The organism is Shewanella sp. LZH-2, from assembly GCF_016859145.1.
In the GTDB taxonomy this organism is placed as follows: Bacteria; Pseudomonadota; Gammaproteobacteria; order Enterobacterales; family Shewanellaceae; genus Shewanella; species Shewanella xiamenensis.
In genome coordinates this window covers 1,418,639-1,440,787 of sequence record NZ_CP069350.1, presented here as the reverse complement: position 1 = coordinate 1,440,787, position 22,149 = coordinate 1,418,639, and the positions used below count along the sequence as shown (strand labels likewise).

19 protein-coding genes and 1 tRNA gene are annotated in these 22,149 nt (G+C 42.8%); 14 read left to right on the top strand and 6 right to left on the bottom strand.

The window, feature by feature from the left end:
• Positions 1 to 16 precede the first annotated feature (16 nt).
• Both flgM and JM642_RS06500 read left to right on the top strand, forming a co-directional pair.
• Complete coding sequence (flgM, locus tag JM642_RS06505; RefSeq protein ID WP_037420613.1) at positions 17 to 343, top strand: flagellar biosynthesis anti-sigma factor FlgM; 327 nt, start codon at positions 17 to 19, stop codon at positions 341 to 343.
• A 2-nt stretch (positions 344 to 345) separates the two neighbouring features.
• Positions 346 to 771: a flagellar protein FlgN gene (locus tag JM642_RS06500; RefSeq protein ID WP_037420616.1), complete on the top strand. Its 426-nt coding sequence runs from the start codon at positions 346 to 348 to the stop codon at positions 769 to 771.
• 122 nt (positions 772 to 893) lie between these two features.
• Here the strand turns inward: JM642_RS06500 and JM642_RS06495 are convergent, their stop codons facing one another.
• Both JM642_RS06495 and JM642_RS06490 read right to left on the bottom strand, forming a co-directional pair.
• On the bottom strand, positions 894 to 1,343 hold the full coding sequence (locus JM642_RS06495) for an LPP20 family lipoprotein (protein WP_037420620.1): 450 nt from the start codon (positions 1,341 to 1,343) through the stop codon (positions 894 to 896).
• Positions 1,340 to 1,972, bottom strand: a complete 633-nt coding sequence (locus JM642_RS06490) for a FlgO family outer membrane protein (protein ID WP_037420623.1) — start codon at positions 1,970 to 1,972, stop codon at positions 1,340 to 1,342. Before JM642_RS06490 ends, JM642_RS06495 begins: the two co-directional genes overlap by 4 nt.
• A 278-nt stretch (positions 1,973 to 2,250) precedes the next feature.
• Here JM642_RS06490 and JM642_RS06485 point away from each other — a divergent pair, with 278 nt between their 5' ends.
• The 9 genes from JM642_RS06485 to JM642_RS06445 all read left to right on the top strand — a co-directional run bounded on the left by JM642_RS06485 (position 2,251) and on the right by JM642_RS06445 (position 11,056).
• Positions 2,251 to 3,426: a flagellar assembly protein FlgT gene (locus JM642_RS06485; protein ID WP_037420626.1), complete on the top strand. Its 1,176-nt coding sequence runs from the start codon at positions 2,251 to 2,253 to the stop codon at positions 3,424 to 3,426.
• Between the two features lie 55 nt (positions 3,427 to 3,481).
• Positions 3,482 to 3,557 (top strand) — tRNA-Arg (locus JM642_RS06480).
• A 47-nt stretch (positions 3,558 to 3,604) separates the two neighbouring features.
• A complete protein-coding gene (locus tag JM642_RS06475) occupies positions 3,605 to 4,930 on the top strand; it encodes a 6-hydroxymethylpterin diphosphokinase MptE-like protein (RefSeq protein WP_203433211.1) in 1,326 nt (441 codons plus the stop codon).
• Entirely contained in the window at positions 4,930 to 5,211 is a 282-nt protein-coding gene (locus tag JM642_RS06470) for a hypothetical protein (RefSeq protein ID WP_088585280.1), read from the top strand. The genes JM642_RS06475 and JM642_RS06470 overlap by 1 nt, the downstream gene beginning before the upstream one ends.
• A gap of 67 nt (positions 5,212 to 5,278) precedes the next feature.
• Positions 5,279 to 6,151 carry an N-acetylneuraminate synthase family protein gene (locus JM642_RS06465; RefSeq protein ID WP_203433209.1) on the top strand — a complete coding sequence of 291 codons (873 nt, stop codon included), beginning with the start codon at positions 5,279 to 5,281 and terminating at the stop codon, positions 6,149 to 6,151.
• Positions 6,151 to 7,896, top strand: coding sequence for a thiamine pyrophosphate-binding protein (locus JM642_RS06460; protein ID WP_203433207.1), 1,746 nt, complete (start codon positions 6,151 to 6,153; stop codon positions 7,894 to 7,896). The genes JM642_RS06465 and JM642_RS06460 overlap by 1 nt, the downstream gene beginning before the upstream one ends.
• A complete protein-coding gene (locus JM642_RS06455) occupies positions 7,889 to 8,623 on the top strand; it encodes an SDR family oxidoreductase (protein WP_203433205.1) in 735 nt (244 codons plus the stop codon). The genes JM642_RS06460 and JM642_RS06455 overlap by 8 nt, the downstream gene beginning before the upstream one ends.
• Positions 8,595 to 9,821, top strand: a complete 1,227-nt coding sequence (locus JM642_RS06450) for a methyltransferase domain-containing protein (RefSeq protein WP_239000494.1) — start codon at positions 8,595 to 8,597, stop codon at positions 9,819 to 9,821. The genes JM642_RS06455 and JM642_RS06450 overlap by 29 nt, the downstream gene beginning before the upstream one ends.
• Positions 9,818 to 11,056: an ATP-grasp domain-containing protein gene (locus JM642_RS06445; RefSeq protein ID WP_203433203.1), complete on the top strand. Its 1,239-nt coding sequence runs from the start codon at positions 9,818 to 9,820 to the stop codon at positions 11,054 to 11,056. The genes JM642_RS06450 and JM642_RS06445 overlap by 4 nt, the downstream gene beginning before the upstream one ends.
• A 23-nt stretch (positions 11,057 to 11,079) precedes the next feature.
• On the opposite strand, the gene JM642_RS06440 is transcribed toward JM642_RS06445, so the two are convergent.
• A complete protein-coding gene (locus JM642_RS06440; protein ID WP_144375211.1) occupies positions 11,080 to 12,282 on the bottom strand; it encodes a methyltransferase domain-containing protein in 1,203 nt (400 codons plus the stop codon).
• 20 nt (positions 12,283 to 12,302) lie between these two features.
• Positions 12,303 to 13,214: a class I SAM-dependent methyltransferase gene (locus JM642_RS06435; protein ID WP_203433201.1), complete on the bottom strand. Its 912-nt coding sequence runs from the start codon at positions 13,212 to 13,214 to the stop codon at positions 12,303 to 12,305.
• Positions 13,215 to 13,421: 207 nt separating this feature from the next.
• On the opposite strand from JM642_RS06435, the gene JM642_RS06430 reads away from it, so the two are divergent.
• The gene (locus JM642_RS06430; RefSeq protein ID WP_203433199.1) at positions 13,422 to 15,338 is read left to right on the top strand and encodes a glycoside hydrolase; all 1,917 of its coding nucleotides are present in this window, start codon (positions 13,422 to 13,424) and stop codon (positions 15,336 to 15,338) included.
• Positions 15,335 to 17,059, top strand: coding sequence for a glycosyltransferase family protein (locus JM642_RS06425; RefSeq protein ID WP_203433197.1), 1,725 nt, complete (start codon positions 15,335 to 15,337; stop codon positions 17,057 to 17,059). The genes JM642_RS06430 and JM642_RS06425 overlap by 4 nt, the downstream gene beginning before the upstream one ends.
• Before the next feature lie 15 nt (positions 17,060 to 17,074).
• Here the strand turns inward: JM642_RS06425 and pseC are convergent, their stop codons facing one another.
• The gene (pseC, locus tag JM642_RS06420) at positions 17,075 to 18,220 is read right to left on the bottom strand and encodes a UDP-4-amino-4,6-dideoxy-N-acetyl-beta-L-altrosamine transaminase (protein ID WP_203433195.1); all 1,146 of its coding nucleotides are present in this window, start codon (positions 18,218 to 18,220) and stop codon (positions 17,075 to 17,077) included.
• On the bottom strand, positions 18,217 to 19,212 hold the full coding sequence (gene pseB, locus JM642_RS06415; RefSeq protein ID WP_203433193.1) for a UDP-N-acetylglucosamine 4,6-dehydratase (inverting): 996 nt from the start codon (positions 19,210 to 19,212) through the stop codon (positions 18,217 to 18,219). Before pseB ends, pseC begins: the two co-directional genes overlap by 4 nt.
• A gap of 382 nt (positions 19,213 to 19,594) precedes the next feature.
• On the opposite strand from pseB, the gene JM642_RS06410 reads away from it, so the two are divergent.
• Positions 19,595 to 22,063: a 6-hydroxymethylpterin diphosphokinase MptE-like protein gene (locus JM642_RS06410; RefSeq protein WP_172590048.1), complete on the top strand. Its 2,469-nt coding sequence runs from the start codon at positions 19,595 to 19,597 to the stop codon at positions 22,061 to 22,063.
• The last annotated feature ends 86 nt before the right edge of the window (positions 22,064 to 22,149 follow it).

The following is a 22,149-nucleotide window of genomic DNA, read 5'->3' as shown; positions in this document are numbered from 1 at the left end:
GACGCTGGAGCCTAAAATGGCAATTGATATTAGCAAATTTAACGCCGGAGCGGCCGCACAAGTCCGTTCAAACAGCACTAAACAAAGCAGCGAAAGCGAGAAAACCTCTCAGGTAGCGGCTAAATCAACTCAACTAAAAGGTGACTCTGTTGTCATTACGGCTCAAGCTCAACAGTTACAAGGAGCTCAAACCAAAATGGCCAGCCTACCTGAAGTCGACCAAAAGAAAGTGGCCGAAATAAAACAAGCCATTGCCGAAGGTCGTTATAAAATTGATCCCGAAAAGTTGGCTGCAAATATTGCCAGCTTCGAAGCAGAATTAAATGAGCTTAATAAAGAGTAACTATGACAGAAATAGCTAAACTGGTAGATCAACAACACGCCCATTTGGCTGTTCTTAAACAAATTATTCTTAAGGAAAAAGGCGCTTTGGTTGACCAAAACGCCGATTTGCTTTTGTCGCTTGCTGAGCAAAAATCAACATGTCTACAAGCCCTTAAAGCAAATGATGACTTGCTGGCTAGTCACAGCGATAAAGCCTTACTCACGGAGCAAGTTGAGCTATCCGATAAAATGGCAGTGGTTAAAGAGGCTCTCGCGGAATGCAAAGATCTCAACGCGCAAAATGCTAGTTTGATCGAGATGAATCTTGCAAGCCTAAACCGCTTTGCTCAAGCCTTGCAGGCGAGCCGAAATGCCACCACGCTGACGTATAACGATAAAGGTAAAACCTCAACAATCTCAAGCTTAGGCAATGATCTAAAAGCGTAAGGTGTTATAAGTACAAACGGATTTCAAACAAAAACCGCGCTTAGTAAGCGCGGTTTTTGTTTATCGATTATCTGTACCCAAACCATCTCATGCTTGTCTTCTGGTTGATAGGAGATGACACCTTAAAAGTAAGTGACTTCTTTAATTCTCTGTGGCCGACTCTGCTGTTGATAGATTTGCCATACCTTAGAAAAATCAAGTTCTAACTCAGTAACATAATGCTCACCTGCGGGATAACTTTTAACTACTCTTGCGCCGCGGATCACCCCAGTGACTGAAGCTTTAACATTATCATCGGTTAGCATCCAATCACTGACACTGCTGTTAGCGGTGATCTTTTGACCATATACTTGTTCAGCTAGCTCACGGTAAGCCACAATTTTGGATGCTTGCATCGCCATCAACATTCTTTGAGATTGCTCTTTCGCTGGTTGAGTCGCTAACGGGGCATAACCAATGGCCGTTAGTTTAGGGAAGCTAGATGGAGGAACATCTTCCCACTGTACATACTTGTCTCTAGAGGCACAACTTGTCAGTAGAAGCGCCGCAATCACCAACAGGTAGCGTTTCATTTTCCATCTCCTAATACACGCACTTCATTCATACCGGGAGCCGACTGACGATATAAAATCCCATCGTGGGAGATCACTTGCTCAGAGGGCTGCATATAATTGCTTAATTCTTTTTGTGTAACAAAGGTCTGTGAAGCTGACACCACTCGGTTGTTACTTAAGGTAACGATTCGAGTATTAATGGCTAAGCCATTGGTCGTCGGGCTCATCGTGGATACCACAATATGGTCAACAGGCAAATTAGTAGACAATTTTTGCCAGTCACGCGTCAAAATAAAATCGCCCTCACCAGTAACACGCAGTCCATCAGCGAGATTTAACTCCACCACATTAAATTGAAAACTGTGCAACGATGCCATGAGTCCCTGCTGCAATTGCAGCGCAACCGCATTCGTACTCGTCATGTCGCCAACTAATACTGGTGTAGTTACAACAATAGGTTGATCAGGACGCAATGCATCATTTTGCTTGACTAGCTCAGTCACAATACGCTGCGCTAAATGATTAATCACCGCTGTCGGCGGCAAACCATTGCCATCAACTAGGCTAGGTTTTGGCGGCACAACGGGTTTAGTCGCACACCCAATCAGCGCCAAAAGAGCCAGGGGAATGAACGCACGCTTTAGCATGGGAATAACCTCATTATCGATATCAATGCGCCTCAAAGCGAGCCGCAATCTTTAGTCAAAAAGATTGCAAATATTAGACCAAGTCAAAATACAATCCTTGATTAACTCACCTGATTATCGACAACAGTGCCAATAACTTTACCCTCTATACCTATTCAGCAACTTCAGATGGTTTGGGTATATTTCATAAATTAGGCACGAAACTTGCTTTTACAGCCAATAAAACCGCCATTAAACTGACTCAACTGATTGGCACAATTGACCTGAAGGGCTTATTAATGAACATACTCAGAAAGCACTTGCTCATCATTAGCAGCCTACTGCTGGCCGCACTTCAAGCTAATCAAGCGCAAGCAGAATGGGTCGAAGCCAGTGGTGAAGCAATCATCACTAATGGCAACATCGCCCAAGCGCGGGAAGAAGCCATCAATCAAGCGGTTAGCTATGCCACCCTCAGCACCGGGATCCAAATATCCAGTGAACAACAAACCACCAACGGCAATCTCACGCAAGACAGCTTCGCCATTAATCGTAACGCTCAAGCGATTAGTATTCAGTTAGTAAGTGAACGCATTCAAGGGAATAAAATTTATGTGTCGCTCAGGCTCGATCTAAATGATGACCCAACACAACAATGCCCTACGGGCCAATTAAAAGCCGCGATCCTTATTCCCCAAGCCCAAATAAAAGATCGAGCACAATTACGCTACGGCCAATTATCAGGATTTGAAGAAGTCATCTCCGAAAGACTCGGTAACAGTATTGATGGCTACTCATCAACTGGATACAGCCATATCCATGCCAAAGAAAGACTCGATATCGCACAAGAACTGGTCGATATCCGCGGCTATAGACTTCCGAGTTGGCTGAGTGAAATTACCGATAGCCAATACATTTTACTACCGCAAATTATTGATATTTCAACCGAGCCAGTACAAGCCACCTTTATGGGATGGTGGGATGAAGCGCCACAAAGGCAGTTCCAATTAAAGCTTAGCCTCTATCACGGCATTAGCGGTGAAGAAGTATGGAACAAAACCTACAGCACATCGGCTCGGTGGGAATTTGAGGAACAAGCCATTGTTGCCCCCAATAGTGATAGATTTTGGCGTTCATCCTACGGCAAAAATATCAGCCAACTGCTGCAAGAAGCGACTCGCGATATTGATAACACGCTCAACTGTAGACCACTACTTGGGCAAGTTGTCAGTCGTCAAGGAGATCGGATTATTCTCAACCTAGGCCGAAAACATGGCATTCGAGTTGGTGATAAGTTCCAAGTGGTGTTACAACGCAATTTACCGGATAGACTCAATGAAATGCGTGCCATTGCTACCAAAAGCCGAGCAACAGTGCAAATTGAACAAGTGAGTGAAGAAAGTGCAACAGCCGTACTCGTTGACCAAAATGCGGTTTACAATGTACAGATAAACGACATCGCGCTTAAGATTTAAGCAACTAAATCATAAGCCTTTTAATCAAAGATAAAACCAGTATAATCACCAGCGTCTCTTCATAGCTCAACAGGATAGAGCAGCCGCCTCCTAAGCGGCCGATCGGGGTTCGAGTCCCTGTGGAGAGACCAGATAGTGATGTCGGTAATATCAACACGAAAGCTTCCGAGGAAACGGAATGACTGAACTATTTGCCACTAATCTGAGTATTATTGCTAAACGCTGGCCAATTGTGGCTGCTGCGATAAAAAGCCAATCAATTGACCATCTTGATGCGCACTTAGTTCAAGGCCAAAACCAAACTATCAGTGTTAATGGTATTCAGCTCAGCAGTCGCCATGACCGTATCGCTGAAGCACAGCTGTTTATTAGTACCCTTCCCTCAAATGTTCACCAAGTCACGGTTTATGGCGTGGGTATGGGTGATGTGCCGAGTCTATTAACGGATAATCCGCAATATCAAAAAATCGAAGTTTGCATTTTAAACTTAGCCGTATTCGCATTACTGCTTTGTTACACCGATCAAAGGGAATGGCTCAGTCATCCGAATGTGCTATTAAATGCGATGCCCAGTGCCACGCTGCAATTTCCGAATGTTGCCATTACCCCAGATCTCAATCTCGTCAGTGATGACAATGCCACACTGAGGGATCTCTTGGTGATGGAGCTTAATCGTGATTTCACCAATCGACACCATCAAATCGATGATCCTGAGATCCTTAAGCGCTTTGCCGATAATCAGGTTTTTATTACCAACGATCCTGATGCTGCCCATTTAACGAAAAGCTACAATCCATACAAAGCAATTGTTATAGGCTCAGGTCCGTCTTTAGAAGAACATTATGCTTATCTTAAGCAACTGAGTTTAAGCCCATCGAAACCCTTGTTGATTGCTGCGGATACGGCTTTACGTGGCTTACTTCATCATCAGATTAAGCCTGATATCGTGGTCTGTATTGACGGTTTAATATCCTCCTATCATTTGCCTTTGTCAGAAACCCAAGAAATCAATCTTGTGTATTTTCCTCGGGTAGCCCCCGAAGTATTAGCCCATTGGCTAGGGCCAAGATTTGTGGCTTATGGCACAAGTAAAATTTACGACAGCATGGCCCAGCTGAACCCCAAGCTGAGACTGTTTACAAATGGCAGTGTGATTCACCCAGCAATTGATTTAGCCGTTAAGTTACATGCTAAGGAAATCACACTATTAGGCTGTGACTTTTGTTACTGCAATAATAAAAGTCATGCTTTTTGGAATGATTATCCATTTGAAAGCAAGGACAAATCTGAAAAAATATGGGTTGAAGCTGTGATACAAAAGGTGAGAGAAGCAAAACATTGGTTGATTAATGGTAAAGGTCAACGGATTGCAACTGATCTAAATCTTCGCGCTTATTTACGACATTTAGAACGCTATATTGCTAAACATCCACAGGTGAAGTTTTACCAAGCCAGTTTATCGGGCGCGAAGATCCGCGGTTCGCAATATAAGGAGCTGATTTAATGTCGTCTAAACCACATAATTCGCCAAAACCTTCACCAAAACAGTCCCTTGAAGACATGCTTTGCCAAGCGGCCCACTCCTTCCGTTTAGGCAAGGAAGCTCAGGCATCAGTGGAATTTCGTTTATGTCTCGATTCAATAGAGAAACATCACCCCGAGCTGATGCAATTACCCTCGTTTCAGCAAATGCTGGCGCCAATGCTACAAGCTCAGGAGCAACACGATTGGCTTAATCTTGCTGATTACTTAGAGTATGAGCTCATTGCCCTTGTCAGTCGCTAAAACACTAATTTAAAGCTTCCCTGTCATTTGCCGTTAATACGTTATCAACACCATTGTGTGAGCCACTATGACTAAACATTCCCCTGTCTTTATCGCCGAAGTTTCTAGTAACCATCATAGAGACTTACAGCGTTGCATAGAATTTATCAAAACAGCTGCTGACATAGGTTGCGATGCCGTTAAGTTTCAACTGTTTAAAATTGAAGAACTGTTTGCACCTGAGATTCTATCTAAGAGTGAAATGCATCGTAAGCGTAAACAATGGGAGTTGCCCGTCAGTTTTCTGCCCCAACTCAAGCAATCCTGCGATGAATACGGTATTCAGTTTTCTTGTACCCCGTTTTATCTCGACGCGGTAGCAGAGCTTGAACCCTTTGTGAATTTCTACAAGATCGCATCCTATGAATTACTTTGGGACAACCTACTCGCGGCCTGCGCGAAAACAGGAAAACCAGTTGTGATTTCAGCGGGCATGGCCACGATAGAAGAAATCGATCACGCGTTAAAAACCTTGAAAGAAAATGGTGCCAGTGACATTACCTTACTGCACTGTGTTTCTGCATATCCAACCCCAGAACGTGAATGTAACTTAGCCGTTTTAGGTAGTTTTAGAAATCGTTACCAAGTTAAAGTTGGATGGTCTGATCATACTGTTTCCAGTGCTGTCATTAATCGAGCCGTACACAGATGGGAAGCCGATGTTGTCGAGTTCCATTTAGATTTAGATGAAACAGGCGATGAATACGCTGCTGGTCATTGCTGGTTACCACAACAAATTGCAACGGTAATTCAGGGAGTCAAACTTGCAACTGTCATTGATGGAAACCCAGTAAAACAATTTGTTGCCAGCGAAGCCTCAGATAGAGAATGGCGAGCCGATCCGCAAGATGGATTACGCCCAATGAAGTCTCAAAGAGAAAAGTTTGGAGTATCAGAATAATGAGTATGTCCCCAATTACAGTAGTAGCAGATGCTATTATTGAATTTTTAGCCCACCAAGGGATTAAAGCATTTCACAATTATCCCGGTGGAACCATCGCTCCTTTATTAGATGCTTGCAAACGTTTCGGAGTAACCGTTTACACTTCACGAAATGAGCAAGGCGCCGGTTATGCTGCACTGGCTCAAGGTAAACTAACCCAATTACCAGGTATAGTGGCAGTAACATCAGGCCCAGGTGTAACCAACGTATTAACGCCCGTCGCCGATGCCTATTTTGATGGTATTCCGATGTTAGTATTTACGGGCCAAGTGGGTACTAGCGACCTCACAGGCCAAAAACGAGTAAGACAATCTGGATTCCAAGAAGTTGATACCCCATCATTGATGAAACCTATCACTAAGGGACAATTCCAACCTAAAAACAGTGAAGAGCTATACGCTATTCTTCCTATTGCATGGCAACTGGCTTTAGAAGGCAGAAAAGGCCCGGTTTCGATTGATTTACCAATGGACGTTCAACGCAGTGCAGCAACTGAATCCATCAAAGTTCCCGAAATGGTTGCTTATCCAGTCAATAACACTGAGCTAGGCACTTTTATAGATGAACTAATCAATGCCATTAAACATTCGCAAAAACCAGTGATTATTTGCGGCAATGGTATGACATCACCCGCATTAGTGGATGCAATCCGTACCTTAAGAAACTACTGGCCTGCGCCAGTGAGCCATAGCTTGCTAGGCGTTGGAGTTTTGGACACCGATGATTCTGGGTCTTTAGGGTTTCATGGCCATACAGGTAGCCAATTAGCAGGTAAAGCCATTGCTGAGTGTGATTTATTACTGGTACTAGGTTCCAGATTAGATGTTCGCCAAACTGGCACACTGAAAACAGCCTTTGCCTCCAATGCGAAAATTTTTAGAGTCGATTTAGATATTGGAGAATTAACTGATAGTCGTATCGCTCACAATAAGGCTGTTCAAGCTGAACTTGAGCAATTTTTTGATGCCTTATACCCCAAATTTGCTCAATTATCGCCACCTAATCTATCGCTATGGCATAACACTATTTCGCAGTGGAAAGCGCAATTAGCTTGGCCCTACCCAGATTATCCAGGAATTGCACCTAAACTCTTGCTAGAAAAACTAAGCAACTCTTTACCAGAGAACACTATCGTCACCACAGGTGTTGGCGCACATCAACATTGGGTTGCAAGGCACTTTAGATTTGCCCTCCCCCATCGCCAGCTTTTTACCTCGGCAGGCCATGGCACCATGGGATATGACCTTCCAACCGCAATAGGTGCTGCAATCCACTCACCAGAGTCCACCATTTTATGTATTGCGGGTGATGGTTCATTTCAAATGAATATCCAAGAACTGGGCGTGATCAAGGAGTTAGGCCTTAAGATCAAAATACTGGTTCTGGATAACCACAGACTAGGCTTAGTATCTCAATTCCAATTAATGAATTGGGAAACCGATACTGCTTGCGGTAACAAACAATCGCCTAATTTTGCCTTAATAGCTCAAGGTTACGGCATTAAAGCATTGCATTGTAGTGATAGCGCTAAACTAGAACAAACATTGGCTGAATTTATTGAGACCGATGAATCTATTCTGCTTCATATCGAAATTGCCACACAGCATGATGTCCTCCCAATGCTATTAGGGGGTCAAACAACAGATAAAATGTGGCCTTACTTTGACATGCAAGGTAATCCAAGGGATCCATCAAATGTCTAAACTCGTTTTAATCACAGGTGGAAGCAGAGGAATTGGTGCCGGTATCGCCAAAGCCTTTGCGGAGGCGGGATATTGGGTCGCTATAACTTACCTTAATAACCAAGATAAAGCCGTGTCATTAGCTAACATCTTAGGAGATAAGGTAGCCGCTTTTGCATTGGATCAATCAAAACCTGAGAGTATTAAACAATGTATTACTGAGGTCGAAAAATATTTTAATCGAAGTATTGATGTACTGATTAATAATGGCGCCATAGCCCAGGAAAAGCCCTTTAGCGACATTACTGCCGATGATTTTACCACTATGCTGAACACTAATCTGCGCGGCCCATTCTTGCTCGCACAAGCTTGTATTCCTGCAATGCAACAGCATGGCTTTGGCAGAATCATCAACATTGGCTCCATTGGAGGTCAGTGGGGAGGCTTTAACCAAGTTCACTATGCCGCAGCCAAGGCAGGGCTTATTAACCTAAGCCAATCAATTGCAAAAATCTATTCGCGAGATGGGATAAGAGCCAACACGATTGCTATAGGTTTAGTTGCAACAGAAATGACTGAGCATGAATTGAATACTGAGGCTGGCAAACAAAAAGCAGCGGCAATTCCAGTTGGACGTCTTGGCCAAGTTGAAGATATAGCCTCAATCGCCCTCTTTCTCGCCTCCCAAGATAGTGATTATCTCAGTGGACAAACCATAAATGCCAATGGCGGAATGTACTTCGGATAAGGATGCTCTAATGATAAGAAATTGCTTTTTATGCGCAGCCAAAACCGACAATGTTTTTAGCTCAACTTGGATGTTGCCGGGTCTTGCACCAACAGAAATCGGCTTTTCAATCTGCCCTAAGTGCGGTTCCGTATGTCAAAGTCCATCAGTTAGCTACGATGATATGATGACTATTTATAGTTCAATTGCAGTGTATACCAACCCAGGTCGCCAAGGGCTACCAAGTAGCGCAAAAATTCGCGATTTAGATGAACAAATCCAATTTATTAAGCGGGGTATTGGTCATTTGCCTAAGTCTGCAATGCAGATTGGCAGCTCTGATGGTTACACCCTCTCACGATTTCGCCAAGCGGGAGTTGAACTTGTTATGGGCGTTGAGCCGGGAAGTACTGCAGTCGAGATTGCCAAACGCCTTTATAATATTGATTGCATTCATGGAACAGCTGAAGATTTCGAGACAGACAAAGATTTTGAGCTGATCCTGCTAACCCATGTTTTGGAGCATATCTACGAACCACAAGTGACCCTCGATAAATGCCGTAAAATCCAAAATACACCGGGTGAAAAATTTATCTATGTAGAAGTCCCCTTAATGGCTACCGCTGCAAGTTTGTGTCCAGGATTTTTGACCTTTGAGCATGTTAACTATTACACCAAAGAAAACCTGATCTGCAGCCTAACGCAGGCAGGTTATTGGCCCGTTTCTGTGGTTGAACACTTTAACAGCAACCTCTCCCCTATAATAGGTATACTGGCCAGCACACGTGAGCAGCACCACTATGATGTGATGAAGATGGACGTCCAGCTAAACCGTAAAAGACTAAGTGAATACCGTCAAAAAGAGCTTAGTTACTGGCAAAACTGTGTTGACCGTATAAAACTGTCATTACAACAAAGCCAGCGGATTTTCCTCTGGGGCGCAGGAATACACACCTGTCAACTGCTCGCTAACACTGATCTGCTTGACCACAGCAGGATTGTTGGCCTGACGGACACTTCATCCCTAAAGTGGGGCTTAAGACAGGGAGAATGGATTTGCAAAGATCCACAACAAATCGACTGGCAAGTTGGAGATACCGTACTAATCTCGTCTTATGCCTCTGAAAAGGAAATTTTTGATGCTTTATATTGGCTTAGAAACAAAGGGATAAATACATTACGGCTGCATAATGTTGATGATACTAGAGCAATAGTATGACACATAAAAATAAACACTTACTGATCATTGGTGCAGGCGTCGAAGCCTGTGAAGGCATAAAAATCGCCAAATCAATGGGACTAAAACTCATCATTGTCGATGGTAATCCAAATGCTCCAGGCTTAGAAATGGCAGATTGGAGAATAATTGAAAGCACCTACCATGGCCAAGGAATCCTAAGTAAAACCCAAGCTCTGATCAACATGGGTGTTTCAGTGGACGGTGTGATCGCTATGTGTGCAGATGTGCCACTTAGCGTAGCAACAGTTAGTAATGCACTGGGACTTGCAGGGCTATCACTGGAAAGTGCTTTTTTAGTCTCGGACAAATTGGCGATGAAGGTTAAACTGCAATCAGAGGGGATTCCCATTCCCCGCTTTGCTGATGTGTCGGACAAATCGATATTAACCGAACAAGCTAGTGCCATAGGTTTTCCATTAATTATTAAACCCGTTGATAGCCGTGGCGCACGTGGGGTTCAACTGATAGATATGGCCTCAGAACTTGATAGCGCATGGGAATTGGCAGCTAAAGAATCCCCCACTTCAAGGGTCATGTTAGAAGAATATCTCGAGGGCCCACAGTTCAGTACAGAAACCTTGGTCGATCGTGGACACTACTATACCCTCGGTTTTGCCGACCGTAACTATGAGTGGCTCCCTCGAACAAAGCCTTTTATCATTGAAAATGGCGGCGATGCCCCTACGGGCGTTAATGCAAACATCAAAGCTGAGGTTATAGCCACTGTTGAACGAGCAGCGGAAGCACTTGGTATCAACCAAGGCGTGGCCAAAGGAGATATGGTCTACACGGATCAGGGTGCTAAGGTTATTGAAATTGCAGGGCGGCTATCAGGAGGATTCTTTTCAACAGTCCAAATACCTCTTGCAACTGGGGTCAACTTCATTGAAAAGGCAATAAAACTAGCCTTAGGAGAGCAGTTAAGCGATGAAGATGTTTCAATCAAGCAGCAGCGCGCAGTGGCGATACGTTACCTTGATTTACCTTCAGGTAAAGTGATTCATATTGAAGGAGTTTCAGATGCAAGCAGCGAACCTGGGATTGAAATGTTAAAAATCTTCATTGAACCGGGAAGTATTATTTATCCACTTGCCAATCATACACAAAGAACTGGTTTCGCAATCGCCACAGCTGATGATAAAGCTATGGCAATTACAAGAGCTCAGACTGCACTATCAAAAATCAAAGTGGTTTACGAAGCAAAAAATAAATAAAATCAAAGTATTAAGCAATTTTTTCAAAATGGTTTAATACAAACTAGAACCGTATTAGTTCCGTATGGGTCGGCATCACTATGAATAGTTCCGGCCTTAATTCCAATCACCTTAACTACGAGAAAATATCGTCCGACTAATTTAAGTAAAGCATCTAAACTGTATTCCACTATATGACAGGCATTGACAGGAATATGCCCATAGCTGTTTTGAGGCGTACTTAATACCAACATACCACCAGGCCTAATGATTCGCCGTAATTCTTTCAAGCAATCATCCTCAGGTATATGCTCTAATGTTTCGAAACAAGTAACTGCATCATAACTATCATCTTCGAAAGACAAATTAGTAATATCTTCAATATAATATTCTACATTTTTTTCATGGGTATAAGCTTTAGCTAAATTGATAATTTCGGGATCCAAATCAGCTCCATGAACTTCAGCAAGAAATGTAGACATCATTCTCACGCCGTATCCATTACCACAAGCAATATCTAAAACTTTCATATTAGAGTTTAAATACTCAAGAGCCAGCTGATAGTGATAACTAGGTGTATCAGCCCAGATCGTACGCTTACTACCTACTTCTAAACGGGGAATATCATAAATGTCCTTCGCCAAATTTCGACATTCTCTCAAATATTCATCAGAATATTGTGGTAAGGTCCTTAAATATTCAAAATTATAATTATAACGATTGAGTTCAAAATAAATTTTTGGATGAATATTAAACTTTTCCAACTCAGGTTTATCCAGTAACTTTACTAACTCCCTAAGAGCTCCAACACGGAAAACTTCCGAACTAAAATGAACAGGAAAATCAGCAGGTAATTTTATACAATCTAGTTTTTTTTGCAGTGCAAGAGCTAGCATCTTTTGGCTAAGTTCAACATCAAAACAGAAATGAATACCGTCTATACGAACAATATAATCATTGTCAGCTAACTCTATTGATGCTGCAATCATACGTTTTAGGGGGCTTTCATCAAACCCGTAAAATGCTTTCAAACGCTTGTCTTTAACATACTCAATAACCCCACCCAATTCCCCATCTTGGTCAAATTCTGGAGCCACCAAACATAGCTGAGCCGCTGGAAACGCTTTTAATGCACGCTTAATCGTTCGAGCAACGGTAATTTCACCATTCACAAGCCCCATGCAAATATCCCGTCCTCCAGCCCAAGAACGAGAGCTAGCTTGGATCAATACTTTAATATTACTCATAGATATCCCTAATGACTTACCTAGATTTTCTTTGCAAAAAGGACGACTTCTCGCCCCATTCCTGCGGAAGCAAGTGCCTGATAAAATTTTCGTTTAATATGATTATTACCCGACAGTGATAATTGACTGTCGAATCTAATTCGCTTTTTATGGCAAGTACGTCCAAGGGTTGGAGAATCAACATAATTATCCCCCATCAGTAAAAACATATCGATTGGAAAAGTCGTCTCCTGCAGCACAACCTCAAATCCAGCAGAGGTCAGTAAGTTTCCTAAGGTCTCAAAGCTAAAATAATTAAGATGATGTGGTGGTGCCACCCACCAGGGACGATATCCCTCATACGTTCGCAGCGTTTCTTGAAATGGGTTGTAATCATTAGGAACAACAACACATAATATCCCACCTTGTACTAGAGATTCTCTAAAAAGTGATACCATTTCTCTTGGATTAGGGATGTGCTCAAGAACAGCATTTGCATGAATTGCATCAAATTTTCCTAGTGAAGTCGCGGTCTTATGATTAAAGAAATTCTCAACGACTTCAGCCCCTAACCCCCTTGCGTGCTCACAAGCTTGCGCAGATGGTTCAATTCCCATCGATTTCCAACCCCGCTTCTGGCCATAACTCACAAAATAACCTGGGCCAGAACCTACATCTAATATACGTCGAGCCGTAGTAGGTAAAAACTCTTCAAAAGTATCATAGCGATCGGAATAAACTGTGTTCCACCAATTTTTATCCTCTTCTGTTTCTTGGAGAAATAGAGGTTTATCTAGAGTGTAGTATTCATGCCGATAGATTTTTTCAAGCTCGGCTAACGTTGGCAGAGGATGGATGTGTTTAAATCCACACATTTGACATTCAATCACTTGGAAACCATTGATCTCGTCAACGAGATGTCCCATATGTTGTTCGGATGTTTTTTGATGCATCTCTATTCCTCAGGTGGATAATGCCAGTAAGTTGGCGTATCAAAGAATACGCAAATTTTAAGCCAATTAATATGACGTTGTAACAACCCACTGATAACTGCTAAGATTTTAGTCGTTGGTTAGTAACTGGCGATACATCTACTGCATTTGTAATTTTTAAACTTAACTATCTCATTTAGCCATTTAACAACTAAGGTGTAAGCGAAAATGCCAGAGGTTCAATCCGTCGCACTATATACAGTGTTCCATTTAAACTTGGCCTTTTCCTCCATTGAAAATGAACAACATGCCGCAGTCATTCGCAAATGCTATTGGCCACTCCTACAGATAGCGCAAAAAGGTATTCCTGTTGGAATTGAAATGACGGCCTATACCTTAGAAGCAGTTCAACAGGTTGACCCTCTGTGGGTACAGGAATTCAAACTATTGCTCCAACAAGGAATGTGCGAACTTATCGCCAGCGGTGATAGCCAAATTATTGGGCCTTTGGTTCCTGCAAAAGTCAATCAGGCTAACCTCCGTCTTGGGCAGGATACCTATCACACCTTGCTTGGGGTGCGTCCTCAAATTGCCTATATCAATGAGCAAGCCGTTTCAGCAGGGCTCTTAGATGTTTATATCGATCAAGGTTTTGAAGCTGTAGTGGTGGAATGGGATAATCCCTACTCCCATAATCCAAACTGGTCCAACACACTGTTAGATAGGCCACAGAGTTTACAAGCCGCAAGTGGTAGAACAATTAAGGTGATTTGGAACCACGCAATCGCTTTTCAAAAGTTCCAGCGTTATGTTCATGGTGAATTAACACTAGAAGATTATCTGCACTATCTCGTTAAAATCTTCAAACCTGGCATGTTGGCCTTTCCAGTTTATGGCAGTGATGCCGAAGTGTTCGACTTTCGTCCCGGGCGCTATCAAACTGAGGCGGATCACGTTGAAGGGGAATGGCAGCGGATTTCCACCCTCTTTAACACTCTTGCGGGGATGGACAACTATTGTTGGCAGTTGCCTCAACACATTCTTAAGTTTTGGCAAGAATCAAATGCGGTGGAAATCACCAATGCAGAGCATCCGGTTTCAGTCAAAAAACAAGCTAAATATAATGTTAGCCGCTGGGGATTAAGTGGTCGTAATGACCTCCTACTCAACAGTCTATGCTATCAACGATTCACCACACTCGCACATAATCCACATGCAACAGAGCAAGACTGGCGAAACTTATGCCGTATGTGGGCAAGCGATCTGCGTACCCATATCACCGCAAAACGCTATCAGCAACTTAACTTGGTTGCTAATCCCGCTAATGCACCAGTATTTGCGCCTTGGGAAGCACAAGAAGATATTCAGATTGAGTACGATACACAAAGACGTCGTTTGCATATTCGTACCCCTAAAGTACACCTGAGCCTAAATGGTAACCGTGGATTGGCTATTGATAAATTAGCCTTTAAGTCCCACGGCTTTGAACCCGTCCTAGGTACCTTATCCCATGGTTTCTTCGACCATATTAGTTATGGTGCTGATTTCTACTCGAATCATTTGTTAATGGAACGATTTCGTGCACGTGATCGTGTCACCGATCTCAATCGGGTGAATTATGAATTGGGCTGCGCAGAGGGCAATTTAGTGATTTATTGCCGTCAATCATTAAAAAGTGGCGCCATCATTAAATGGTACCGTATCGAGCATGAATCTTTGCATACAGGCCTTTTCTTTGAGGACAAGCAGCGCCCTGAAGCCTCAATCCGACTCAGTTATCTGACTTTACTCGGCTGTGATAATAGAGCCTGGTACCAGACCAATCTCGGTGGTGAACAGGAAGAGTTTTTTCAAATACAAGAGGATATGGACCAAGGTTCTCCTGTTTCTTCAATTGTTTCCGCAAATAGCGCCATTGGTGCTACTGCTGGCCAAATTCGGTTTGGCAGCGGCCAATGTGGCGTGCGATTAACTTGGGATCCCGCCAATTGTGCTGCACTCCCCATGATTTCGAGTAAAAAAATAGATGATAAATACCTTAATCGATTATGGTTTTCGTTAGCAGAAGCCGATGAGACACTCAAGGAAGGTGGCAATTTACTCGATTTCAATCTCTGCATTACCCCTGAGAGTATTAATCTATGACCAAAATACTCGCCATCATTGGCGCACGCCTTAACTCTAGTCGCTTAGCTGGTAAACATTTGCTACCACTTGCTTGTGATGCCGCTGGTAATACTCTTCCTATCATTGGCCATATTTTAAGGCGCCTAAAGACATGTAGCACAATTAGTGCAATAGAACTTGCCACAACTGCAGATGAGTTCAACCAACCCCTAATCAATTGGGCACAAGAAAACCAGCTAACCTGTGTCCCCTTTGAAGGTGATGTTAATGATCTGATGGGCAGGCTTGATAGGATCATCCAACGACAACAGCCTGATTATATCGTGTATATCTGTGGTGATTGCCCACTTATAGACCCCAATTTTATCGATCACGCTCTGCGAGCCCTGAAAGCCTCGGATAAAGACACTATCACACTCAAAGAAGGGATCATTTCACTCCATGAAGGGATGGGGTTTTATACTAGATCTGGCTGGAATAGGTTGATGGCCGTTAGTGATTGTGTAATGTCACGGGAGCATGTGGGATATGGTGATAAATTAAGACCTGCATTAACAAAACTATATATCGATGACAGCGGTAATTATGGAAAAATCACCCATCGTATCTCAGTAGATACCTATGCAGACTATCGCTTTATGGTTGAAGTCTATCGCCGATGGTATGTAAACAATCCAACTGAAACAGTTGTCAGTTTAGAGTGGGTACAAGAAGAGTTACTAAAAGATTCTGCCCTGTTCGCCATAAATGCCCATGTACAACAAAAGGCAGCTAACAAAAACTATGCTAAGGCGAGTATCTATTGTCATCTGGGGCCTCAAATAGGTTTAGGACATTTCAAGCGCTCAGAATTGATTGCCAATGCATTGCAAGAACATTTAAGCATAGGAGTAAATATTCACGCTTATAGCGAAGCTGGGCAACGATTAGACTCAAGCTCAAAAGTAGTGTGGCATGAGGATGAGCAAGCATTGCTCAGCGCACTAACCGAAGATCAAAATCCATTAGTACTAGTTGATTTTCATCCTAACTTTATCGACTTAAAATCATTTGCCAATAGGCTAGCAGGGCTAGCTAAGCGTGGTACAAAGCGAGTGGGCATAGATAAAATGGTACCGCTACTGGATGTACTGGATTGGCTATTTATTCCAAGCTTCAATTGTCCAGCCCATCATCCAAAAATATCCGCTGGCTGGCAAAATTATCTCTTTAGCACAATTCCACAAGCGGCTAAACAAGCACAAATTCTAGTTCTCACGGGGGGTAGCGATGCGTTGGGCTATGGCCGAGAACTCCCAACGATACTGGACTCCATTGGTACTGATTGGCCCATTTTATGGATTCAAGGCCCACTGGCTCCTGCTCCCCAACTGCCCCCCAATTCAGCCATAGTGGTTCAACAAAATCCTGACAACCTTAAAGAGATAATCGCTCAATCAGAGATCATTTTAAGCTGTTATGGCTTATCGCTATTTGAGTCCATTTATGGGAAAGCAGCAACCCTACTTCTTCCCCCTCAACATCTCTGTGATGAAGCCGAACTCATCGCCCTCAATCAAGAACGCTGTTGTCTAGTGAGCAACACATTGGAAGAAGCAAAGGAGATGTTACAACAACTGCTTACAGAGCCCGAACAAAGAAGGTCTATCCAAAACCAAGCAACAAGAGTCTTTGAATCACACCAAGGAATACAAGCGGTTATAGATGATATCCGCCACTTATTGGGAGCGGTAAACTAACACCGTTGAATTTTCTTACAGTACAGCTAACAAGGTGTTAATAACGCAAGCTTGTTCCTTATCAGTCATCAAAGGATAGAGTGGCAAGGTCAATATCTGTTGATAAAATGCCTCTGCTTGTGGGAAATCACCTTCTTTAAATCCTTGTTTTAAATAGTAAGGTTGAAGATGTACGGGGAAATAATGCACATGCACTTGTACATTTGCAGCTCTCATATCGTTGAATAGCGGCTTTCTTCTTGATGCGTCATTTAGGCGGATAATTTGTAAATGTCTGGCACTTTGAGTATTTGATAAAGGTTCAACACAGCTCAATGGTAAACCAACGAGTTCTTTACGATAGATAGCGGCGAGTTCATTGCGTTTCAAAACAAAAGCATTAAGCCTGCTGATTTGCGACAAACCAAGTGCTGCCTGTAACTCCGTCATCCTATAGTTAAATCCCAAGGCGTCTTGTTCGTAATACCAGTCCCCTTCATCAGGTCTTAGCATTTTATCGGGGGCTTTAGTGATACCGTGGCTGCGGTAAAGGGCCATTTTTTCAGCTAATTCTGAGTTGTTTGTCATGGCCATACCGCCTTCGGCGCTGGTGATAATTTTGACGGGGTGAAAGCTAAAAACGGTAATATCAGAGTATTGGCAGCTACCTAAAGGGTATCCATGATAGCTCCCGCCAATCCCATGCGAGGCATCTTCAATGATGTGAAAGCTATATTGTTCAGCAAGAGCTGCTATCGCTGCCATATCACAACTATGACCACATAAATGTACAGGGATAACAACCTTAGGGAGCTTCCCTATCCGAGCCGCTTGTTCTAATTTCATTCCCAATGCATGTGGACAAAGATTACCCGTTAGAGGGTCCACATCGACAAAATCAATCTCAGCTCCACAGTAAAGCGCGCAGTTTGCCGAGGCGACAAAGGTAATTGGAGAAGTCCATACTATATCGTTTGGTCCAACCCCAAGAGCGAGACATGCAATATGCAAGGCAGAAGTCGCGCTATTTACTGCTACGCCATAGCGAGCTGAACAATAAGAAGCAACTGCTGATTCAAATGCAGGAACCTTAGGCCCTTGAGTCAAATAATCAGAATTAAGCACTTCAATCACAGCATCAACATCAGCCTGATTGATGTCTTGTCGGCCATAGGGGATCATGCAACGGTATCCAGTTTAAGAATTTCAGCCTGTGTTAAAAAATGTGGATTAGTGCCAGAATTATATTCAAATCCCATCGGCACAGCCTGCCCCTTCTCTCCTAAAGCATTGGTACAAAAATCTGTTTCACGCCCAAAAAAACGAATACTTGGCGTGATGACAAAGTGATCATCAAATTCGATCGTGTGATGGGAGTCATCCCCTGGACACATGACCTCATGCATTTTTTCCCCGGGACGAATACCTACAATCTGCTGCTCCAAACTCGGCCCATAGGCTGCGGCAAGATCAGTGATGCGTATGGAAGGAATTTTGGGTACGAAGATCTCTCCGCCCTGCATACGGGAGAAGTTTTTTAAAACGAAATCAACACCATCCTGAAGAGTAATCCAAAAACGTGTCATATCAGGATGGGTAATGGGCAACGAAGTCGCACCATTAGCAATCAGTTGTTTAAAGAATGGCACGACTGAGCCACGTGACCCCACGACATTACCATAGCGAACTGCGGCAAATCGGGTTTTGCCATCTCCCACTACGTTATTGGCGGCGACAAACAGCTTATCGGAGGCCAACTTAGTCGCACCATATAGGTTAATAGGACTCGCGGCTTTGTCTGTTGAGAGGGCGATAACCTTCTTAACATTATTACTGATGGCGGCCCGAATCACATTTTCGGCCCCATGGATATTGGTTTTTATGCATTCCATCGGATTATATTCAGCAGCGGGAACCTGTTTAAGTGCGGCGGCATGGATCACAAAATCCACATCTTTAAAGGCTTGTTTCAGGCGTTCCCCATCGCGCACATCACCGATAAAATAACGCATACATGGCGCGTTAAACACTTGCTGCATTTCGTACTGTTTTAACTCGTCACGAGAAAATATGATCAATCGCTTCGGTTTATGCCGTTCGAGAATGGTTTTGGTGTATTTTTGTCCAAATGACCCCGTGCCACCCGTAATCAAAATTGTTTTATTATCAAACATAGAGTTCCCCACTCGCGATTTAAACCTTCGATTAGCTACTTGTGACAACGATGAGCCATTTCGTCAACTCTCCAACTCTTACAAGATCCACGCCAAAAATCCTCGTCGGAATAATATGATCTGAAATGTTATGCATACAAGCCACTTCATTATAGGAAAATATCGATAAAATATAAATTTTTTATATACTTATTGCTAGATACCTAGCAAACAAATGCTTTACAGCTCAAGCAAGGTACCAGTCTATTAGTTAGTGTCAATTTTTTGCTGGAACGTATTTTGCTAAGTCCTAGCAACACTTGCTCAGACAATGAATGAAGTGACATTATGCTGGCGTATCATCCGTTTAATCGCTCAGTTGTTCGCTCTAATCGAGGAAAACATGCAACTACAAGCCCACATTTTGAATAACTTTGCGATCAGTCGCTTTAACGAATACTACTTACCTAGTATTAACCGCCACACCTTTGAGAGTATTGACTCTAAAACTTTATACAATCGCCGTTTCAGGCAATCATTTTCTCAACAAGATAAGCTGCATATTGTGGTAGGCATGGACTCTGGACTACTGGCCAACTATGTGTTGGAGCAGAAGCTCCCCCTCGGCAGCAAATTTCTTTTTGTTGAATTAGATGAAGTCATGCCCTTATTGGTCATCGATATCCCCTCAGACAAACAATCTGCAATCAGTATTGTCAATGAAGCCGGTTTTACAGAGTTAATGGAGCAAGATGAGATAAAAGTCTTTTTAATCAAAGGCCAATATGAAGTCCATCAATCCTTAGGCGTTGCATCCCAGCACTTAGATGCCTATATTGCCTTATTCAATCGCATCGAAACTAAAGTCCAAGATGATTTCTTCACCCATAGGATCGGTTTTACCCAAAAAATCTTTTTCCAAACCCAGCTTGAAAATATTGCCGATAATCAAACGCCAGCCAAAATACTACGGAATAGATTTAGCGGAAAAACTTGCCTAATCATCGCAGGCGGTCCTTCCCTTGACGAACATATCAATTGGATAAAACACAATAACGACAATTTATTTATTATCGCCGTCTCACGCATCGCAGGAAAACTAGCCGATAATGGCATATCCGTAGACATAATTACCTGCGTCGACCCTCAGGATTTTAGTTTCGACGTAAGCCGTGACATGTTTAAATTAAGCCACAAAACCTTGCTGGTAAATTCCTATCACGTAAGTCATAAAGTCCTTTCCCAATGGAATGGCCCTAAAGCCTATTTGGGTCAACGCTATCCTTGGAGTGGCAAGCATGATCATGACAATATCATCACCGTCGGCCCAACGGTCACCAACAGCTCAATACGCCTTGCTATCGAAATGGGCTTTGCTACCCTATTGCTAAGTGGCGTCGATTATTGCTATTCAAAATCCGGTTATAGCCATGCAAAAGGAACGGTTGAAGCCAGCATTGGTCCAAGTCTAGGCCGTAATAATAAATGGGTTGAAACCTACGCAGGACTGCCAGCAGAAACCCCAATTCAGCTCATTCATGCAATGGAATCTCTTGCTGAAGAAGCCAAGACCTATCCCGAAATTAGCTTTATTAACCTGTCAATCAATGCGGCTAAAATTGAGGGTATTGTTCACATGCCAACAACGGCAATAGTGCTTTCATCATTTACGGATAAATCCGTCATTGAAGTGATCAACGAGGCAACGCCCAATACTGAGGATGACTTAAATTCAGCAATACAAGAGTGCAGTAAAGCCATTAGCCAACTAGACACATTAAGGCAGCTAACTAAAAAAGCGCTAACGCTTGCAAAAACACTGAATGAGGATCCACAGGACGCTTGTTTAACGCTGGATAAAATCAACCAAATAGAAGAAGAGATTAATCTTCACTACGCCACACTGTCTCGGTTGATTAAAACCTACGGTTATTATGAGTTCTCACATTTTCTCACTTCAAGAAATACCGATAGTTGGACACAATCCCATATCAATGAAATGACGCTAAACTATTATGAAGCGTTCAATACAATATGCCATGATATTTTGGAACTCACTAAAAAATCCTATGATAATCTTAAATTTCGACAACTCGAATTAAATTCCACCTCATTAACGCTGCTTGCACCTATTTGGTTGAAAAAAAACCAATCAGGCCGTATTTATATTTGGAATAAAAACCATAAACATCCCACATTATCTGAATCCGATCAGGTGATATGGAATGAATTAACAGAACAATTTTCTCAGGATATTACCCTAGTAAGCCCAGTCTATGTTGAGGCATTAAATAAAGCGTCTACTGCGGAAAATATCTACACAAAAATCATGACGCTTTACGCAATGAGAAACAATCAAGGTCTATCGATAACAGTAGAAAATCTACTGCCATTTGTCGATGGCAATCCAGAATTGCAAAGGCTGTATCACTTGGCTCTCGCGTTACAACTCAGCCTAGAGCAACAACATCAGCAAGCCTTAGATGCACTATTAGCATTACCCGAAGATCTCTATACAGAAATGGAGTTAAAACACATTATTCTGCTTGCGCTAAAATTGAGCAAACTTGAGCTGGCCGAGTCAACCCTTGTCAAAATTTTGGCCTATAGCGACGAGTATATGCCACAGTATGCGCATATCCTTAAGCTACGCGGAAAAATCCAAGAGTCAGTCAACGTCTATCTAGACTACTTAGAAAAATATCCTTCAGATACGCAGACTTGGATAAAACTTGGCTTATTCATGGTTGAACTTGGCCAAGCTGAAGGCGCACACACTGCGTTTACCAATGCCCTCAATGCCGATCCGAGTAATCAGGTAGCACAACATTATGTGGCAGAACTAACCCGAATCATGACTGAAGCACAATAACCTAGTTGCCAAGTGGTGATATCTCCACTTGGCGATTTTATTATTCATGCTTAGCATCTTATAATGAGCCTGTTTCAATCTTGCCA